This is a genomic window from Klebsiella sp. G-Nf4 (assembly GCF_002810615.1).
Taxonomy (GTDB): Bacteria; Pseudomonadota; Gammaproteobacteria; order Enterobacterales; family Enterobacteriaceae; genus Klebsiella; species Klebsiella variicola.
Window position 1 is genome coordinate 695,656 of the sequence record NZ_PION01000001.1, and the last position, 17,616, is coordinate 713,271.

The 17,616-nt window shown below is 55.4% G+C and carries 20 protein-coding genes and 1 pseudogene; 11 read left to right on the forward strand and 10 right to left on the reverse strand.

Annotation, left to right across the window (positions count from 1 at the left end; genetic code table 11):
- Window positions 1–50: 50 nt before the first annotated feature.
- On the forward strand, window positions 51–1,316 hold the full coding sequence (locus CWM57_RS03475; protein WP_008804978.1) for an MFS transporter: 1,266 nt from the start codon (window positions 51–53) through the stop codon (window positions 1,314–1,316).
- A 30-nt stretch (window positions 1,317–1,346) separates the two neighbouring features.
- Here CWM57_RS03475 and CWM57_RS03480 read toward each other — a convergent pair whose 3' ends face one another.
- Both CWM57_RS03480 and CWM57_RS03485 read right to left on the reverse strand, forming a co-directional pair.
- Window positions 1,347–2,435, reverse strand: a complete 1,089-nt coding sequence (locus CWM57_RS03480; protein ID WP_100675776.1) for an AAA family ATPase — start codon at window positions 2,433–2,435, stop codon at window positions 1,347–1,349.
- Window positions 2,436–2,521: 86 nt separating this feature from the next.
- On the reverse strand, window positions 2,522–2,782 hold the full coding sequence (locus CWM57_RS03485; RefSeq protein ID WP_008804980.1) for a hypothetical protein: 261 nt from the start codon (window positions 2,780–2,782) through the stop codon (window positions 2,522–2,524).
- 294 nt (window positions 2,783–3,076) lie between these two features.
- On the opposite strand from CWM57_RS03485, the gene CWM57_RS03490 reads away from it, so the two are divergent.
- The gene (locus CWM57_RS03490; RefSeq protein WP_100675621.1) at window positions 3,077–3,937 is read left to right on the forward strand and encodes a class A beta-lactamase LEN-41; all 861 of its coding nucleotides are present in this window, start codon (window positions 3,077–3,079) and stop codon (window positions 3,935–3,937) included.
- An 18-nt stretch (window positions 3,938–3,955) separates the two neighbouring features.
- Here CWM57_RS03490 and CWM57_RS03495 read toward each other — a convergent pair whose 3' ends face one another.
- Entirely contained in the window at window positions 3,956–4,717 is a 762-nt protein-coding gene (locus CWM57_RS03495) for a DeoR/GlpR family DNA-binding transcription regulator (RefSeq protein ID WP_074385925.1), read from the reverse strand.
- A 260-nt stretch (window positions 4,718–4,977) separates the two neighbouring features.
- On the opposite strand from CWM57_RS03495, the gene ltnD reads away from it, so the two are divergent.
- The 5 genes from ltnD to CWM57_RS03520 are packed head-to-tail and all read left to right on the forward strand — an operon-like array spanning window position 4,978 to window position 9,979.
- A complete protein-coding gene (ltnD, locus tag CWM57_RS03500) occupies window positions 4,978–5,880 on the forward strand; it encodes an L-threonate dehydrogenase (protein ID WP_100675622.1) in 903 nt (300 codons plus the stop codon).
- A gap of 11 nt (window positions 5,881–5,891) precedes the next feature.
- Window positions 5,892–7,157 (forward strand): 3-oxo-tetronate kinase, encoded by a 1,266-nt coding sequence (gene otnK / locus CWM57_RS03505; protein WP_100675623.1) that lies wholly within the window; start codon window positions 5,892–5,894, stop codon window positions 7,155–7,157.
- Window positions 7,150–7,770 (forward strand): aldolase, encoded by a 621-nt coding sequence (locus tag CWM57_RS03510; RefSeq protein WP_012541792.1) that lies wholly within the window; start codon window positions 7,150–7,152, stop codon window positions 7,768–7,770. The genes otnK and CWM57_RS03510 overlap by 8 nt, the downstream gene beginning before the upstream one ends.
- Before the next feature lie 4 nt (window positions 7,771–7,774).
- Window positions 7,775–8,557 carry an HPr family phosphocarrier protein gene (locus CWM57_RS03515; RefSeq protein ID WP_100675624.1) on the forward strand — a complete coding sequence of 261 codons (783 nt, stop codon included), beginning with the start codon at window positions 7,775–7,777 and terminating at the stop codon, window positions 8,555–8,557.
- A gap of 57 nt (window positions 8,558–8,614) precedes the next feature.
- On the forward strand, window positions 8,615–9,979 hold the full coding sequence (locus CWM57_RS03520; protein WP_100631898.1) for a GntP family transporter: 1,365 nt from the start codon (window positions 8,615–8,617) through the stop codon (window positions 9,977–9,979).
- Window positions 9,980–10,022: 43 nt separating this feature from the next.
- Here the strand turns inward: CWM57_RS03520 and CWM57_RS03525 are convergent, their stop codons facing one another.
- Entirely contained in the window at window positions 10,023–10,925 is a 903-nt protein-coding gene (locus tag CWM57_RS03525; protein ID WP_100675625.1) for a helix-turn-helix domain-containing protein, read from the reverse strand.
- Between the two features lie 310 nt (window positions 10,926–11,235).
- On the opposite strand from CWM57_RS03525, the gene kbvR reads away from it, so the two are divergent.
- Window positions 11,236–11,847, forward strand: a complete 612-nt coding sequence (gene kbvR / locus CWM57_RS03530) for a LuxR family transcriptional regulator KbvR (RefSeq protein ID WP_100675626.1) — start codon at window positions 11,236–11,238, stop codon at window positions 11,845–11,847.
- A gap of 28 nt (window positions 11,848–11,875) precedes the next feature.
- On the opposite strand, the gene CWM57_RS27390 is transcribed toward kbvR, so the two are convergent.
- Window positions 11,876–11,995 carry a small membrane protein gene (locus CWM57_RS27390; protein WP_165784130.1) on the reverse strand — a complete coding sequence of 40 codons (120 nt, stop codon included), beginning with the start codon at window positions 11,993–11,995 and terminating at the stop codon, window positions 11,876–11,878.
- A gap of 403 nt (window positions 11,996–12,398) precedes the next feature.
- Here CWM57_RS27390 and CWM57_RS03535 point away from each other — a divergent pair, with 403 nt between their 5' ends.
- Window positions 12,399–13,616 (forward strand): diguanylate phosphodiesterase, encoded by a 1,218-nt coding sequence (locus CWM57_RS03535; RefSeq protein WP_100675627.1) that lies wholly within the window; start codon window positions 12,399–12,401, stop codon window positions 13,614–13,616.
- Window positions 13,617–13,636: 20 nt separating this feature from the next.
- Here CWM57_RS03535 and CWM57_RS03540 read toward each other — a convergent pair whose 3' ends face one another.
- From CWM57_RS03540 to CWM57_RS27395, 3 genes and pseudogenes are all read right to left on the reverse strand, one after another.
- Window positions 13,637–14,149, reverse strand: a complete 513-nt coding sequence (locus tag CWM57_RS03540) for a 2-oxo-tetronate isomerase (RefSeq protein WP_100675628.1) — start codon at window positions 14,147–14,149, stop codon at window positions 13,637–13,639.
- Window positions 14,150–14,317: 168 nt separating this feature from the next.
- A complete protein-coding gene (locus CWM57_RS03545; protein WP_100675629.1) occupies window positions 14,318–14,791 on the reverse strand; it encodes an Hsp20 family protein in 474 nt (157 codons plus the stop codon).
- A 443-nt stretch (window positions 14,792–15,234) separates the two neighbouring features.
- Window positions 15,235–15,327, reverse strand: a pseudogene (locus tag CWM57_RS27395) (hypothetical protein); the annotation flags it as partial.
- Between CWM57_RS27395 and CWM57_RS28340 the strand changes: the two are divergent.
- On the forward strand, window positions 15,287–15,382 hold the full coding sequence (locus tag CWM57_RS28340) for a YnaM/YnfT family protein (RefSeq protein ID WP_272482055.1): 96 nt from the start codon (window positions 15,287–15,289) through the stop codon (window positions 15,380–15,382). The pseudogene CWM57_RS27395 and the gene CWM57_RS28340 sit on opposite strands and share 41 nt — an antisense overlap.
- 428 nt (window positions 15,383–15,810) lie before the next feature.
- Window positions 15,811–16,440: a helix-turn-helix transcriptional regulator gene (locus tag CWM57_RS03555; protein WP_100675777.1), complete on the forward strand. Its 630-nt coding sequence runs from the start codon at window positions 15,811–15,813 to the stop codon at window positions 16,438–16,440.
- On the opposite strand, the gene CWM57_RS28375 is transcribed toward CWM57_RS03555, so the two are convergent.
- A complete protein-coding gene (locus CWM57_RS28375; RefSeq protein WP_012541799.1) occupies window positions 16,437–16,559 on the reverse strand; it encodes a small membrane protein in 123 nt (40 codons plus the stop codon). The genes CWM57_RS03555 and CWM57_RS28375 overlap by 4 nt on opposite strands.
- Before the next feature lie 344 nt (window positions 16,560–16,903).
- Window positions 16,904–17,443 carry a GNAT family N-acetyltransferase gene (locus CWM57_RS03560; RefSeq protein ID WP_100675630.1) on the reverse strand — a complete coding sequence of 180 codons (540 nt, stop codon included), beginning with the start codon at window positions 17,441–17,443 and terminating at the stop codon, window positions 16,904–16,906.
- Window positions 17,444–17,616 lie beyond the last annotated feature (173 nt).

A 17,616-nucleotide genomic window follows, 5' to 3' on the forward strand; every position in this document is an offset into this window, starting at 1 on the left:
TGGGGGCGACAGCCCCCACCCTACAAACAGAATAACAAGGGATCATGGTGATGAAATTCTCTGAACTGGCGCCACGAGAACGGCATAATTTTGTCTATTTCCTGCTGTTCTTTTTCTTTTACTATTTCATTATGTCGGCCTACTTTCCGTTTTTTCCGGTGTGGCTGGCGGACGTTAACCATTTAACCAAAACGGAAACCGGGATCGTTTTCTCGTCTATTTCGTTATTCGCCATTATTTTTCAGCCGGTGTTTGGCCTGATGTCGGATAAGCTCGGCCTGCGCAAACATCTGCTGTGGACTATTACGGTGCTGTTAATTCTGTTCGCACCGTTCTTTATTTTTGTTTTTTCACCGCTGCTGCAAATGAATATTATCGCCGGGGCGCTGGCGGGCGGGATCTATCTGGGGATTGTTTTCTCCAGCGGCTCCGGGGCGGTGGAAGCCTATATCGAACGCGTCAGCCGGGCCAACCGCTTTGAATATGGCAAAGTGCGGGTCGCAGGCTGCGTCGGCTGGGCGCTGTGCGCCTCGATAACCGGCGTGCTGTTCGGCATCGATCCCAACATCACCTTCTGGATCGCCTCCGGTTTTGCGCTGGTGCTCGGTCTGCTGCTCTGGTTGTCGCGACCGGAAAGCAGCAACAGCGCCGAGGTTATCGAGGCGCTGGGCGCCAATCGCCAGGCCTTTTCGCTGCGCACGGCGGCAGAGCTGCTGCGTATGCCGCGCTTCTGGGGCTTTATCGTCTATGTGATCGGCGTCGCCAGCGTCTATGACGTGTTTGACCAGCAGTTCGCCAACTTTTTCAAAAGCTTTTTCGCCAGCCCGCAGCGCGGGACCGAAGTGTTTGGCTTTGTTACCACCGGCGGCGAGCTGCTCAACGCGCTAATTATGTTCTGCGCCCCGGCCATCGTTAACCGCATCGGCGCCAAAAACGCCCTGCTGACCGCGGGGATGATCATGTCGGTGCGTATTCTCGGGTCGTCTTTTGCCTCATCGGCGGTGGAGGTGGTGATCCTCAAGATGCTGCATATGTTTGAGATCCCCTTCCTGCTGGTCGGGACCTTTAAATATATCTCCTCCGCCTTTAACCCGCGGCTCTCGGCCACCCTGTTTCTGATCGGCTTTAACCTGTCGAAACAGCTTTCCGGGGTGGTGCTTTCCGCCTGGGTCGGCCGGATGTACGACACCGTCGGCTTCCATCAGGCCTATCTGATCCTCGGGTGTATCACCCTGAGCTTCACCCTGCTCTCGTTCTTTACCTTACGGGGTGGGAAAAATCTGCTGCCTGCAGCGGGGACGCAGACCCCCGCCTGACTCCGGCGCCCCCGTCAGGGACGACGGGACTCACTCGACAATCCGCGTCTCACCGCCGCGATTCTCCAGGGCATAGCGCTGACAAGGCGCCCCGGCGGCAATCAGCTCCGCCAACTCTGCCGAGTGGCTGGTCAGCCAGATCTGGCTGTAGCGCGAGGCCTCGATAATCAGCCGGGCCAGCGCGGGCAACATGTCGCGATGCAGGCTGTTCTCCGGTTCATTGATCGCCAGAAAGGCCGGCGGGCGCGGGCTGAGCAGCGCAACGGCGAGGCACAGAAAGCGCAGCGTACCGTCAGACATCTCCGCCGCCAGCAGCGGGCGGCGGATCCCCTCGCGACGCATTTTCAGGGCGAAACGTGACTGCTCGTTTTCACAGTAAAACTGGCAGCCAGGAAAGGCGTCGGCGAGGATCTCGTGCAAAATCTCTTCCGCGCCAATTTCGACAATGGTCTGAAAGGCTGCCGCCAGATTATGGCCGTCGCTGTTGAGCACTGGCGAACGGTATCCCACGGCCGGCTGACGCAGCGGCGAATGGCGGCCGATAGCGAATTCATGATAAAACCGCCAGCGGCGCAGGGTCTCCCGCACCCGCGACACCTCGGGAAAACGATGCAGTTCGCCGAGCTGACCGAACACCGACTCGTTTTCATAGATGCTCTCAGTGAACGTACTTTTCTCCCCCGTCACATCGACGAGAAACGCCGCCTGATTCTTACGCTGCAGTACGCGGGAGGAAGGCCGGCGGGAGTAGCCGGCCAGCCAGATGTTCTCTTCTTTAACGATGGGATCGAGCATGAACTGCGTCGGATAGGGCAATTTTTCCGGGAAGCCTATCTGCAGCTCATAATCGAAGCTGTCGGTCCGGCAGGCGATTTGCAGACGGCGGGGATGACGATCAACGGGCGAACGCTCCCCGGACCACATCATATTCTCCAGACCGCCCTCTTCGCTGATAAACCCCGACAGCTTGCCGTCAGCGGCGGCGGTCAGCAGGTGGATAGCGTTATAAATATTGGATTTGCCGCAGCCGTTGGGGCCGAAGACAATGTTCAGCGGCCCGAGCTCCAGCGCGATATCCCTGACCGAGCGAAAGTTTTGAATACGGATGTACTGAATCATCATGGGTCCGGCCCTGGAAATAGAAGGCTGCCACAGTAGCAGAGCGGCGCCAGGGATACCCTCTCACGCCCTCATTCGGGCAGGGTTTAACAGAACATTTTTTTCATTCCACGGGTCAGGGCGACCCGCGTCAGCTTGTCGCTATCCTGATGGGCTTCACTGAAGACGCCAAAATAATAGCGTTCATCGTCAATGGTTTGACTGACAATACGATAGCTCAGCGGTTGCCCGGATGGGGCACCGTACTGAGCAGGCGTCACCGAGACCTCGGTCGCGTCATCGGCGACGCTGACCAACAGCCCGTCGGCCTTACCTCCCACCAGCATGACCTTAATTATCGGGTGCACCAGTTCCTCCCGGGATGGCGTATATCATTGGCGAACCGCGGAGTCCGGCGGGCATTGTCGTCAACAAACGGCGCCAGCCTGAGTGCGGCATTACGTACTTTCTTATAGTTCATCGCGGCCTTGAGTCAAAAAATAGCGTGCTGAGGCTGGGCTAAATATTGATTATTCGAAATAAAAGATGACAAATGATGAAGGAAAAAAGAGGAATTGTGAATCAGCAAAACGCCGGGTTATTCTTATTTGTCGCTCCTTTGCTCGCCTTTATCGGCCCTCACTCAAGGAAGTATTGCGGTTATGCGTTATGTTCGCCTGTGTGTTATCTCCCTGTTAGCCACCCTGCCACTGGCGGTAGACGCCGGTCCACAGCCGCTTGAGCAGATTAAACAAAGCGAAAGCCAGCTGTCGGGCCGCGTGGGGATGGTGGAAATGGATCTGGCCAGCGGCCGCACGCTGGCGGCCTGGCGCGCCGATGAACGCTTTCCCATGGTGAGCACCTTTAAAGTGCTGCTGTGCGGCGCGGTGCTGGCGCGGGTGGATGCCGGGGTCGAACAACTGGATCGGCGGATCCACTACCGCCAGCAGGATCTGGTGGACTACTCCCCGGTCAGCGAAAAACACCTTGTCGACGGGATGACGATCGGCGAACTCTGCGCCGCCGCCATCACCATGAGCGATAACAGCGCCGGCAATCTGCTGCTGGCCACCGTCGGTGGCCCCGCGGGATTGACCGCCTTTCTGCGCCAGATCGGTGACAACGTCACCCGCCTTGACCGCTGGGAAACGGCACTGAATGAGGCGCTTCCCGGCGACGCGCGCGATACCACTACCCCGGCCAGCATGGCCGCCACGCTGCGCAAACTACTGACCGCGCAGCATCTGAGCGCCCGTTCGCAACAGCAGCTCCTGCAGTGGATGGTGGACGATCGGGTTGCCGGCCCGCTGATCCGCGCCGTGCTGCCGGCGGGCTGGTTTATCGCCGACAAAACCGGGGCTGGCGAACGGGGTGCGCGCGGCATTGTCGCCCTGCTCGGCCCGGACGGCAACGCGGAGCGCATTGTGGTGATCTATCTGCGGGATACCCCGGCGAGTATGGCCGAGCGTAATCAACATATCGCCGGGATCGGCGCAGCGCTGATCGAGCACTGGCAACGCTAACCCGGCGGTAGGCACGCGTTATCCGGCCCGCAGCACCTCGCAGGCGTGCCGGGCGATATGACTGGCGGCGGCATCGGACAGATTCCGGTCAGTAATGATGGTGGTGAACCGGGTCAAGGGTAACGCCATAAACGTGGCCACCTGATTGTATTTCGAACTGTCGCACAACAGGATACTTCTTGCGCTGACCTGGCTGACGGTCTCCTTGACGGTAACCTTGTTCTCATCAGGGGTGAAAATACCGCGACTGTCCCAGCCGCTGGCGGAGATGAAGGCCGTATCGATAGCCAGGTGGCGTAACGTTCGCGCCGCCGATTCGCCCACGCAGGAGCGGTTCTCCCGGCACAGGGTACCGCCGGTGTGGATCACGCCGCACTGGCTGGCATCGATCAACAGTTGGGTTATCTCAAAATCATTGGTCACCACCTGCAGATCATCCCGGTCGAGGATCGCCCGCGCCAGCGCCAGGGTGGTGGTCCCGGCATCCAGATAGATGCAGCTGTTTTTGGCGATATGACTTGCCGCCAACGCGCCAATCGCCTGTTTCTCCTCGCTCTGCAGCGTACTTTTCACCAGATGACTGGGTTCTGTGGCCAGCCGGCTGACGGCGCGAACACCGCCCGAGACGCTGACCAGCAGCCCCTGTTCCTCCAGTTTACTGACGTCCCGACGGATGGTCATATGGGACACGCCGAGGATCTCCGTCAGCTCATTAATGCTTACCGCCCCACGCTGCTCCACCAGGGCTAAAATACGCTGATGTCGTTCTATTGGAATCACCGCTCTCCCCTTACCATTTTTTCACACCAGGCGTCACCACTCGGGCTGCGAACCTGGCGACACCCTGTATTGTTATCGCGCTTTGCCGCTGTTTTTACGCTATTTTAGGGCAATAATCGCCATTGTGCAGCCTCTTTCCGCCTGTGAATTTTTTATATTCATGTGGGTTATTCGTGATAGCTCTCACATAACTTCACATGATAACGCTTTATTCTATCATTAAATCACATTAATTAACGAATATTCACAAGGAGACCATCATGGCTGCACACACTAACGTCTGCGTGATTGGACTGGGTTCAATGGGCATGGGCGCCGCCCGCGCCTGCCTGCAGGCGGGCCTGAACACCTGGGGCGTTGACATCAACCCCGACAACTGTCGCGCACTGCTGGAGGCGGGCGCCAAAGGCGCGGGCCCCAGCGCGGTGCCTTTCGCCGCTGACCTGGATGCGGTCGTCTTGCTGGTGGTCAATGCCGCCCAGGTGCGGGGGATCCTGTTCGGCGAAACCGGCCTCGCCGCCCACCTGAAGCCGGGCACCGTCGTGATGGTGTCGTCCACTATCGCCTCCGCCGATGCCCAGGCGATAGCCGTGGCGCTGGCGGAATACCAGCTATTGATGCTTGACGCGCCGGTATCGGGCGGCGCAGTGAAAGCGGCCGCCGGCGACATGACGGTGATGGCCTCCGGAAGCGATGCCGCCTTTGCCCGCCTCGCGCCGGTGCTGGACGCCGTGGCTGGCAAAGTCTATCGCATCGGGAGCGACATTGGCCTTGGCTCGACGGTAAAGATTATTCATCAGCTGCTGGCCGGGGTGCATATCGCCGTTGCCGCCGAAGCGATGGCGCTTGCCGCCCGCGCCGGGATCCCGCTGGAGACGATGTACGACGTGGTGACGCACGCGGCGGGTAATTCCTGGATGTTTGAGAATCGCATGCAGCACGTGCTGGATGGCGATTACTCGCCAAAATCCGCCGTCGATATTTTTGTTAAAGATCTCGGTCTGGTGAATGACACCGCCCGGGCGCTGACCTTCCCGCTACCGCTCGCCACCACCGCGCTAAATATGTTCACCTCCGCCAGCAATGCCGGATTCGGCCGGGAAGATGACAGCGCGGTGATCAAGATTTTCAACGGCATCACTCTGCCGGGCCACAAACAGTGAGGAGAGATAACATGCAGCTTGGTGTCATTGCCGATGACTTCACCGGCGCCACGGATATCGCCAGCTTCCTCGTGCGCAACGGCATGCCGACGGTGCAATTGAATGGCGTGCCGACCCGCGATCTTCCGCTGACCAGCGAGGCGGTGGTCATCAGCCTGAAAACCCGCTCCTGCGCGGTGGAAATGGCCGTCAGCCAGTCGCTGGCCGCGCTGCGCTGGCTGCAGGCCCAGGGCTGTCAGCAATTCTACTTCAAGTACTGTTCCACGTTCGACAGCACCGCGCAGGGCAACATTGGCCCGGTGCTGGATGCCCTGCTGGCCGAGCTGGGCGAGACGCGGACGGTGATTTCCCCGGCGTTGCCGGTGAACGGCCGCACGGTCTATCAGGGGTATCTGTTTGTCGGCGAGCAACTGCTGAATGAATCCGGGATGCGCCACCATCCGGTGACGCCGATGGAGGATGCGCACCTGGGCCGCTTAATTGAGCGCCAGGGGCGCGGAAAAGCCGCGCTGATTGCCTGGCCGATTGTCGACCGGGGACCGGAGGCGGTCGCCGCCGCGCTGGCGACAATCAGCGATCCGGCGGTGCGCTATGTGGTGCTCGACGCCATCAGTGAACAGGATTTGCTCACCCAGGGCGTGGCGCTGCGAGAGATGAAGCTGGTCTCCGGCGGTTCCGGTCTCGCCATCGGCCTCGCCCGCGACTGGGCACAGCGCCATGGCGCCAGGGGTGAAAGCGCTCAGGCGGGCATGCCGCTGGCCGGCCCGGCGGTGGTGCTCTCGGGCTCCTGCTCGGTGATGACCAACAGCCAGGTGGCAGCCTATCGTGAACAGGCCCCCGCCCGCGCCGTCGACTTAAGCGCCTGCTTTACCGATCTGGAGAGCTACGTCAGGACGCTGACTGACTGGGTGGACGCGCAGCGCGATGCGCCGCTGGCGCCGATGATCTATGCCACCACCGAGCCGCAAACGCTGCAGCGGATCCAGGCGCAGTATGGCGACAAGGCCAGCAGCGAACGGGTGGAACAGCTGTTTGCCGCCCTTGCCGCCGCCCTGAAGGCGAAAGGATTTACCCGGTTTATTGTGGCCGGAGGGGAAACATCGAGCATTGTGGCGCAGACGCTGGGAGTCGAGGCGTTCCATATTGGGCCGACCATCTCCCCCGGCGTGCCCTGGGTGCGTGACACCCGCCAGCCGCTCTCCCTGGCGCTGAAGTCAGGTAACTTCGGCGATATCCAGTTCTTTGCCCGTGCCCAGCAGGAGTTTCGTCATGACTGAGCAACAACTGCGAGATGAAATGGTGCAGATTGGCGCCTCGTTGTTTAGCCGCGGCTATGCCACTGGCTCCGCCGGCAATCTGTCGCTGCTGCTGCCGGACGGCAACCTGCTGGCGACGCCGACCGGCTCCTGCCTCGGCGAACTCCAGGCACAGCGGTTGTCGGTGGTGACGCTGCAAGGTGAATGGATCTCCGGCGACAAACCGTCGAAAGAGGTCACTTTTCACCGGGCGGTCTATTTGCACAACCCGGCCTGTAAGGCGATCGTCCACTTGCACAGCCACTATCTGACCGCGCTCTCCTGCCTGCAGGGGCTCGATCCGCACAACTGTATTCGTCCCTTTACCCCCTACGTGGTGATGCGTGTCGGCGACGTCCCGGTGGTTCCCTACTACCGACCGGGCGATGACCGTATTGCCCAGGCGCTGGCCGGGCTGGCGCCGCGCTATAACGCCTTTTTACTGGCCAACCACGGTCCGGTGGTCACCGGCTCATCGCTGCGCGAAGCCACCAACAATACCGAAGAGCTGGAAGAGACCGCGCGGCTGATATTTACCCTCGGCAACCGTGAGATCCGCTACCTGACCACTGACGAAGTGGATGAACTGAGATAAAACCATGCCAAAATTTGCTGCTAATTTAACCATGCTGTTTACCGAACTGCCGTTCCTGGACCGGTTCGCCGCCGCTGCCCGCGCGGGTTTTGAGGCCGTGGAGTTTCTGTTTCCCTATGAGTATGACGCCGGGGAAATTAAACAGCGCCTGCAGGAGAACCAGCTGCAGCTGGTGCTGTTCAATACCCCACCCGGCGACGTCAACGCCGGTGAATGGGGGCTCGCCGCGGTGCCAGGCAGAAGCGCCGAGGCCCGCCAGCAGATCCAGCTGGCGCTGGAGTATGCCTGCCAGCTGGATTGCCCGCAGGTGCATATCATGGCCGGCGTGGTACAGCCGGGGATGGATCGCGAAGCCTGCGAGGCCGTGCTTATCGATAACTTGCGCTACGCGGCGGAGTGCTTTGCCCGCCACGACAAGCGGATACTCATCGAAGCGCTGAATCCTCAGACCAAACCGGGCTATCTCTACCACAGCCAATATCAAACGCTGGAGATGGTGAAACGGGTCGACAGGCCGAACGTCGCGGTGCAGTTAGATCTGTTTCACGCGCAGAAGGTAGACGGCAATTTAAGCCATCTCATTACCGAATATGCCGGCCAGTATCGCCATATTCAGATTGCCTCCCTGCCCAACCGTCATGAACCGGATGAGGGCGAAATAAACTATCCGTGGCTCTATGCGCTACTGGATAAAACCGGTTATGACGGCTGGATCGGCTGCGAATATATCCCCCGAGCAGACACGTTTTCCGGGCTGGGGTGGTTCTCGCCCTACCGGAAAAAATAAACGCCGTTTTCTAAAAAAATAACTCTCTGTATACCTGTTAATACCCGAGGCAAACCTATGTCGACATCGGCGCTGTTACTTATTGCGTTAGCCAGCGTAGTGCTGTTGCTCCTGTTGGTGATCAAAGCGAAAGCACATCCTTTTGTAGCGCTCCTGATCGTCAGCCTGCTGGTGGCATTCGCCACCGGCATTCCGGCAGATAAAATTATTACCACCATTGAAAAAGGCATGGGCGGCCTGCTTGGTCACATCGCCAGCATTATTATTCTGGGCTCTATGCTGGGGGTGCTGATTGAAATGTCCGGCGGCGCCGAATCGCTGGCGAAAACGTTGACCGGCGTACTGGGTGCAAAACGGACCATTGCCGCCTTAACCATCGTGGCTTTTATTCTCGGCACGCCGGTCTTTTTTGAAGTCGGCTTTATCATCATCATTCCGTTAATTTACGGCTTCAGCAAAGTCGCCCACGTATCGCCGCTGAAGTTTGGCCTGCCGATGGCCGGAGTGATGTTAACCGTGCACGTCGCGCTGCCCACCCATCCTGGCGCGGCAGCGGCGGCAGGCATTCTGCATAGCGATGTCGGTTGGCTGATGCTGGCGGGAATCGGGGTATCGATAGTCGTCGGTATCGTGGGTTATTTTGTCGCCCGGTTTATCAATCGGCGCCATTATCATCTGTCGATTAACGTGCTGGAGCAGCAGCAAACGGCTGAAGTGCCGGACCTCTCCGTTAACGCGCAGCAGACCCGTCTGCCGCCGCCGAATGCGCTGGTTATCGGTGGGCTGATCGTGGTGCCCATCATGCTGATTGTTTCCGGGACGCTGTGTCAGGCGCTGCTGCTGCCGGAAAATGCGGTTCGCCAGCTGATGACCGTCATTGGTACCCCGCCGGTCGCCCTCCTGATCTCGCTGGGATTGGCCAGCTGGACGCTGGGCATCCGTCGGCGGATGAGCCTGAAAAAGCTGGGCGAAGTCACTGGCAGCGCGATCCCCTCTTCGGCGGATGTGATCCTCGTCGCCGGCGCCGGCGGTGCCTTTGGCGGCGTACTGGTCGCCTCAGGCATCGGCAATGCCTTAGCCGAGGCGCTGGAGACCATTCATCTGCCGCTGATGCCCGCCGCCTTCCTGCTCTCGCTGGTACTCCGGGCCTCGCAGGGATCGGCCACCGTGGCGATCCTCACCACCTCCGGTCTGCTGTCTCAGGCGGTTATCGGGCTGGAGCCGATTCAGCTGGTGCTGGTGACGCTGGCGACCTGCTTCGGCTCGCTTGGGTTATCGCACGTCAACGATGCCGGGTTCTGGGTCGTCACGCGCTATCTCGGGCTCTCGGTGCCGGATGGGTTAAAAACCTGGACCGTGCTGACGACCATCATGGGAGTGACGGGCTTTCTGATCACCTGGCTGCTGTGGTTTGTACTGTGATATTCGCGAAGGTGGCCGCCAGGCCACCTTTATTTGTCATTTGTCAGTTACCGGGACGCTGGCAGGCTGTCACCTCACCAGACAGCGTCACCGGGATAAAATAGCGTACGCGATAGCGCCTTTCCGCCGCTGGCCCGCCCTCCTTATGACGTTCCAGAAAACACTCAATGTCGACACCCTCCCGGCGGCTTGCTCCCAGGGCTGGCAGCAACTCCATATACAGATCGCTGGATAAACGGGAGTAACGCGCCCAACTGCCATAGAATTCAACGCCAACATACAGCCCGGGCCTTATCGTCAGCGTGCTGTTCGTCGTCAGCGCGGGCAGCGCGCCTCGCTCCCGATGACAGCCGACAAAGGCGTTAACCTCGACGTTAAGCTCATTGTTCCTCGCCGCATAATAATCGGATAACACAGAGAGACGGCCACCGCCGGCGGTAAAAAAACGGTCAACCTTTTGTCTGATAGCCGTCTTGGACGTGCTTTGCAACACCATATCCGACAGGCGCAGCTCATACTTCATTGGATAGCCACGATAGACCCTCTCGGGCAGTGAACAGAAACGGGCCTGAGGCAGGCTCTCACCCTCCGGGTCGAATTTCTTTAACAGCAAAGCCGTGTCCCAGTGCAGGGCGCAACGGTATTCCCGTGGCGAGAGCGAGAAGCGCTTCTTAAACTCCCGGGAAAAGGTCTGCGGCGAGTCATAGCTTAACTGCCAGGCAATGGCGGCGATCGGTTGCCGTGTTAATCGCAGACTCACCGCCGCGATGGTCAACCGCCGCAGCCGGATATACTGCCCGATGGGTAACTGACCATACTGATAAAACACCTCATAGACAAACCGGCGCGAATACCCCATATACTGCGCCAGGTAATCGATAGACGGGTTACAGTAGATATTATCTTCCAGCCACGCCAGCATTTTTAAATAGAGCATCTGCTTCATAGATACCGCATACTTCCTGTAGTCTTATCCTCCTTTAATTTTAACAACAGGTGGAGGACAGCACTAAGCTTTTTATGCACGGCAAAAATAAAAAAATAATTATCAGTAAAAAACCCTAACAGACATATGCTTAACGTTTTGTTTATTAGGAACTTTCGTATGCTCATCTGCCGTTATCCCACTTTCTCCAGCAAATATTGCATTAGTGTAAAACATCCCTTAGATTATCTCGTCTAAAAATAATCGGCGCATTGCCATTATATATTTTAATTTATCCTGATTTCATTTTAATGCTCAACAGGGAAGTTATATGACAAATTTTTTGTTCAATATAAAAAATCACTATCTGCGGGTCGCGATTGCCGAACTGGTTAATGAAACGATGCAGGCGTGCGAGCGATCGCATTATCAGTTTTCTCAGCAATGGAAGCCGGCGTCGATTGCACAAGCCGATGTCATATTCACTGAAATGGTGACGGGAGAATGGTACTTATGCCATGAACTTTTACAGCACGCTACAGAGAATTATCAACTTTTTATTTTCCTGAATGATGAAGAGGTTACCGTCATCGATCACTTACCCAACTGTTTTAAGCATGCGGTGTTTATACACCCGCACACCGCCGTTCATCTTCTTAAGGAGGCGATAGGTCACGCAATTCAACACCCCTTAACGGAACAGCATGGCTCTCCCTTTAATCGTCTGCGTCGCTGCATAAATTGCCCCTGTAAGTCATTGAGCGACGCGCAAACCAAAGTCATCTACGCGTTCAGCATTGGCCTGAGCCCGCATGAAGTGGCCACTGTACTAAAAATTAGTCACAAAACGATCCATTCGCATAAAAAGAACATTATGAATAAGTTCCATTTAAAGAGTCGACAGCAATTCAACAATCTTGTCCAGATACTCGCCAGACGTTAACCTCATAAAATATTATTATGCTAACTCATTATCTTCTGGAACGGAAGACATAACGTCTTTTGCGCCTCTCTTTAATATAGGCAATGCCGCTCCACAAAGAAATAACGGGGCAAAAAATCAAACATAAAACAATAAGCAAATCACCCATGACAACCTCGAAAAAATAAGAAGAATTTGATTGGCATAGATAATATTGACCTCATATTATCCATGCAAGCTCATTTCTTCTTTTCCAGAACACGTCATAGAGTGGTAGGATAATTCCTGACAGCCATTTTTTAATCGCTAAGTTAAGTCTCCGCCCCCGTTTTTTAAAAAAAATGTATGGTCTGTTATTGTCTTTTAGCAACGATATTGAGAAAAAGATAGCTAAACATCCGATTCCCTGTAGAGTGGAGGGAATCACCATGTGAATCTCCCGTTCCGCGTAGCGGACATCACGGTTGGTTGAATGTCAGAAAATGCTGGCCTCCTCCTTGAGGGTATGGCCCAACCTCCCTATTTTCGATCTGTACAGGCCATCGGGCTCTGCTACAGAGAACGGAATGACTATGCTAACCACCTTGATTTACCGCAGCCAGGTTGATCCTGCCTGGCCACTGATCGATCTTGACGCCCTTATTCATCGCGCCAGCGGGAAAAATATGCCCCTCGGGATAACCGGCATTCTGCTGTTTAATGGCCAGCAGTTCTTCCAGGTGCTGGAAGGAAATGAGGAAATCCTCGAATCGTTATTCAGCGCAATACAATGCGACCCCCGCCATCGTGACGTGGTGGAGCTGATGCGCGACTACTCGGCCTTTCGCCGCTTCCGGGATGTCGGGATGCGCATGCTGGATCTCCGCCATTATGAGGGCGACGCCGCGGTAGAAGCGATACTGCGTTTCAGCACCTTCGGTGAAACCGAGCCGATCAACGACCGCATGTTCAGGCTGATTAGCGCCTTTATCGCCGACGGCGGACGCTATTGCCTGCCCGAGTCTCTGCAACCCTCTCGCTGGACGATGACTCCCGCAATGGGCAACGCCTCGCCGCGCAACCTCGCGGACCAGCCCTGCCAGTTCGCCCTGCAGGCCATCGTCGAGCCGGCTAAAAGGCGGGTCTCTTCCTTTGAAGCCTTGATCCGCAGCCCGACCGGCGGCTCACCCGTGGAAATGTTTGCCGCCATTGCGGCGGAAGATCGCTACCGTTTCGACCTCGAGAGCAAAGCGTTCGCCTTCTCTCTTGCCGCCCGCCTTTCGCTCGGCAAACAGCAGCTGGCGATCAACCTGCTGCCGGGTTCGCTGTATAACCATCCTGACGCCGTAGGCTGGCTGATGGACAATCTGCTGGCGGCAGGTCTCAGGCCAGAACAGGTCTTGATCGAGGTGACTGAGACGGAGGTTATCTCCTGTTTCGACCAGTTCCGCAAAGTTCTCAGAGCGCTGCGCGTGGCCGGCATGAAGCTGGCCATCGACGATTTTGGCGCCGGTTACTCCGGTCTGTCGCTCCTGACCCGCTTTCAGCCTGATAAAATCAAAGTGGATGCAGAGCTGGTGCGCGATATTCATATTAGCGGCACCAAACAGGCGATTGTCGCCTCGGTCGTCCGCTGCTGTGAAGATCTCGGCATCACCGTTGTCGCCGAGGGCGTCGAAACCATTGAGGAGTGGTGCTGGCTGCAGTCGGTAGGCATTCGTCTGTTTCAGGGGTTTCTCTTTTCCCGACCGTGCCTTAACGGCATCGGGGAGATCTGCTGGCCGGTAGCACGCCAGGCAACGGACCTGTAGGGCCACGCACCCGGGCATCGTCACTGCCAGTGGGCAAGCTTTTCGCTCAACGCCGCCAGGGCATATCGTACGGCTTTCGCCACCACGGTCTCACAGTCGCCGGCAAAGCACATCCGTTTGGTTTCGGTCTGGCCGCGAAAATTCCAGGCAAACCATACCGTGCCGGCGGGGGTACCATCTTCCCCGCCCTCCGGTCCCGCGTAGCCGCTGATGGCGATGGCGATATCGGCGTCAGCCATTGCCAGAATACCGGCCGACATCTCCTGGACGCACGCTTCGCTGACGGCGCTGTGTACCGCCAGGGTTTCCGCACCAACCTGCAGCACGTTTCGTTTGGCTTCATCGCTGAAAGTAACGACGCCAGTATCATAAAACGCCGCGGTATCCGCCTGAGCACAGAGCGCCGCCGCCAGATTGCCCCCGGTGCAGGACTCTGCCGTGGTTAGCCGCCAGCCACGCGCAACCAGCATCTGAGCCACTTCCGTCGTCAGCGCTGAGGTCGGTTTTGCATCGTAACTCATTTCGTCTGTCATTCAGCCCCCTCGCAAAATATCAAAGGAATAACAGCAGCATCGCGCCAGTTAAAAGAATAGCATATCGAGTTCTCTCGCCGGCCGTAGACCGATTGCGTCAGTGCGGGTGGAAAAATAAAGGCCCGCAGCGCGGGCCTTAGCAGGATACTCGTTTAAACTGTTGCCGAATCAGACTTTGTGTTCAATCACCCGGCCCTGATTCTCAATGGCAATTTTTCGCGGTTTTTCGCTCTCCGGGATCTCCTGGTGGATAGTCAACTTTAAGATCCCACTATCCAGCTGCGCCTGATTAATCTGGGCATGTTCAGGGAGCGAGAAACTCAGCTGGAAATCAGCGCGGCGGATGCCTTTATATATCCAGCGCTGGCTACCGTCGGTCCCGGCATCAGTTTCTGCACGTTTACCGGTAATATGCAGATTACCGCCGACGGTCTCTATTGCCAGTTCCTCATCTTTCCAGCCGGGCACGCTGACGCTGAGCAGGAAATTACTGTCATCTATTTTCTGCAAATCATAGGCCGGCAAGGTGCCCACCGGCGTATCGCCAGTTAACTGGCTGAAAAGACGGTCAATGCGGTTGAAACGATCGGCAAAAAGAGAATCAGCGAAAACGGGGAGTGCTGACAAGGTTTTGAGTGCCATAATTAACCTCCTGAATATCCATTCAAAAGCTCAACATAAAGGCAAGCATGGCTTGTCCGCTATATAAAATAATATCTGCAGCGCATTTTTCAAGAGCGGAAATAAAATTTTTTATCACTCGCCACCAAAAAAAAATAACCAGGCCGGGTGGCAGAATGACTCCCACCCGACGGCGGGGGCCGTGGCGCTTCTGAGTCCCATAACTGATGTTGTTTAACATGCAATAAACAGAAGCGACGTGTATATATAAGTTGCTCAGAGGAATGTCAACGCCAGGACCGCTCCACCTCACCTGTCAACAGTTACCCCTTGCGACAGCGTGGGGACGAGCGCATACATCACCTCCCGCCCGAGGCGCGCTGACAAGCATTAGCCTTGCTGGCACCAGCCGAAAAGCCACTGACGGAAATATACTCAGCCTGGCAAGGAACCTTTCTCGCAGCCCCGTACCTAATAGATTGCATACGCACTTTCTGAGGCATCACCATGACCGGCATTTTTATCTCCACCACCTTGTTCGCCCTCTTCGCGTCGATGTTGATCGGCCTGGGGATGGTCTGGAAAGGCATTTCCAACAACCCTGATAACTGATCCTTTTGTACGCCGTTGCTGTTCCCCCTCCGCAGCGGCGCGTCTATACCCAGCGTCCTTCTCGTCAATGACAACCGCAGGCCTCGTTCTGGTGACATTTAACCGTGGATCAGCGCCTGCGCACCATATTTTTTGAAATAGCAATTCACGCTGTGAATAAGTAACTTTAATTAATATATTTGAGTCCAGAATTAACGCATGCGTTATAAGCAATTTAAGCAGTTTGTGCCAAATTACTGACAGCGCACACGCGATCAATATTTGTAACTCACTGATTTTAAAACTTTTATATCGACGACATCGCAAAAAGTCCAATTTTGGACTTGTTGCTTTTATTGGTTATTAGAAATATCCTAAGCCTATATTCGCAAAACAAATTTGCTATAAGCACTCAATCAACCTTTATCCATTTCGTGTTCTTCACTACTATGCCTGATTTTTTAATTAACACTGAAAATATTTATCTGAAGCGGGGAATTTGCGAGTTACTTCTCGAGATCGCCATCGAAGAAAATATCCGTACGCCCTTTTCTCTTCACGAATATTCACCTGAGATCATTAGTCAGACTGATGTGCTTTTTACAGAAATGGAAACCGGTGAACATTACCTGTGCCACCCGTGCTTCAAAAAGGTACCGCAGCAGACACCTATTTTTGTTTTTGTCCCCAGCGATAGCGGCGCGCGGGTTGACCGCTTGCCGCTTTGTCTGCGTGATGCCACTTTTATCAGTATTAACGCCGATCTGCGCAGTATAAAAAATCAAATCGCAAACCGTCTGACAGCGTTAAGCAAACCCGTTGCTGGGGGGCCGGAGAAAGGCAGCAAACGGTGTCTTAAATGCCCACGATTAACATTGACCAAGTCGCAGCTTTATATTATCGATGCGATAAAAACGGGAATGAACAATCAGCAGATAGCGCAAGAGCTGGGCATCAGCCATAAGACGGTTTTTTCTCACAAAATCAACATCATGAAAAAATTCCAGATTGATACAAAGCAAGAGCTGGCGCGATTCTCGGCCATCGCTCTTGCACTATCCTCAAGAGCGATCAATTAACGCCGGGTTTTGTTAAAACGCATCTTAAGTTTCCTTCTGTCTTTAACATATGACAGACCACAAAATAATGATGTTAACAATAACACCACCGCCAGGGCTAATAGCAGAAAATTACTCATACACGACCTTTTCAGAGATAAAGATGATTATCAAATAATACGGGGTATAAGTTTTCGAAAACAACCATCCAACAGCCATTTCAGATTAAGGTAATACCTTGTGCGATAATTCTGAAAATGAATAATGCTGAAGACCTCATTTTTATTATTATGTGCGCATTTTGATAATAAAAGCGAGCGGTTACACCGGATAAAGCCAGGCGTGACGGTCTGCGGTTAATCACGGTAAATTTAAGGTCTGAAGCCAAAGAGTAACGTCGTGGGCAGGCCTGCGTGTTTTGCCGGAAAGGCCCCCAAAGCAACGGTGTCATTATCCGTCGCGAGGGTTAAGCAGAACGTTTTGTTCAGTCAGTAGACTGGTTTAACCACTCGTTTAACATCAATGAATAAAGCAGGCTCGGCGGCGCATCTTTTACATCAGCAATATCGTTGATGTACCTCATCCCTGCTTTCTCGAGGACTTTCTGCGAAGCCAGATGGTTAGCCCTGACAACCGCTGACATCTCTGCAAGCTTAATCTCCTCGAAGCCATATTTTATCGTGCCAATCGCAAACTCGGTGGCCAGTCCTTTTCCCCATGCCTCTGTGGAAAATCGATAACCCAGATTGTTAATGATGACATCGTTATAGCTACGAAGACTGACGCCGCCAAAGCCAATGATGTGTTCTGGGGTAGTGCGCGGTGCTATTGCCCAGTTTCCGAAGCCGTAAGTTTGCCAATGCGCGAGCCAGCGCCTCAGAACGACTTCCGCATGGTCTACATTCGGGTATGGCCCGGCGGGGTTAAAGGTATTGGTCGCGGGATCGCCATAAATTCGGTACAGATCGTCGACATCAGAAGCCATGACCGGGCGAAGATGCAAACGATGGGTATCAATGTGCAAACTTACCTCCTGACGGGAAGTATTACCGATGATGCTTCGAGGATTTATGCCTGCTCATTTAAGCACAAATTTGCATACCCGGGAACCGGTTAGCCCGCGTTGTGAAGCGCTTGAAAAAATATGCTGCCGGTGATGAAAATAAGATATGTTAATTCTATGATGGATTTAAGCTT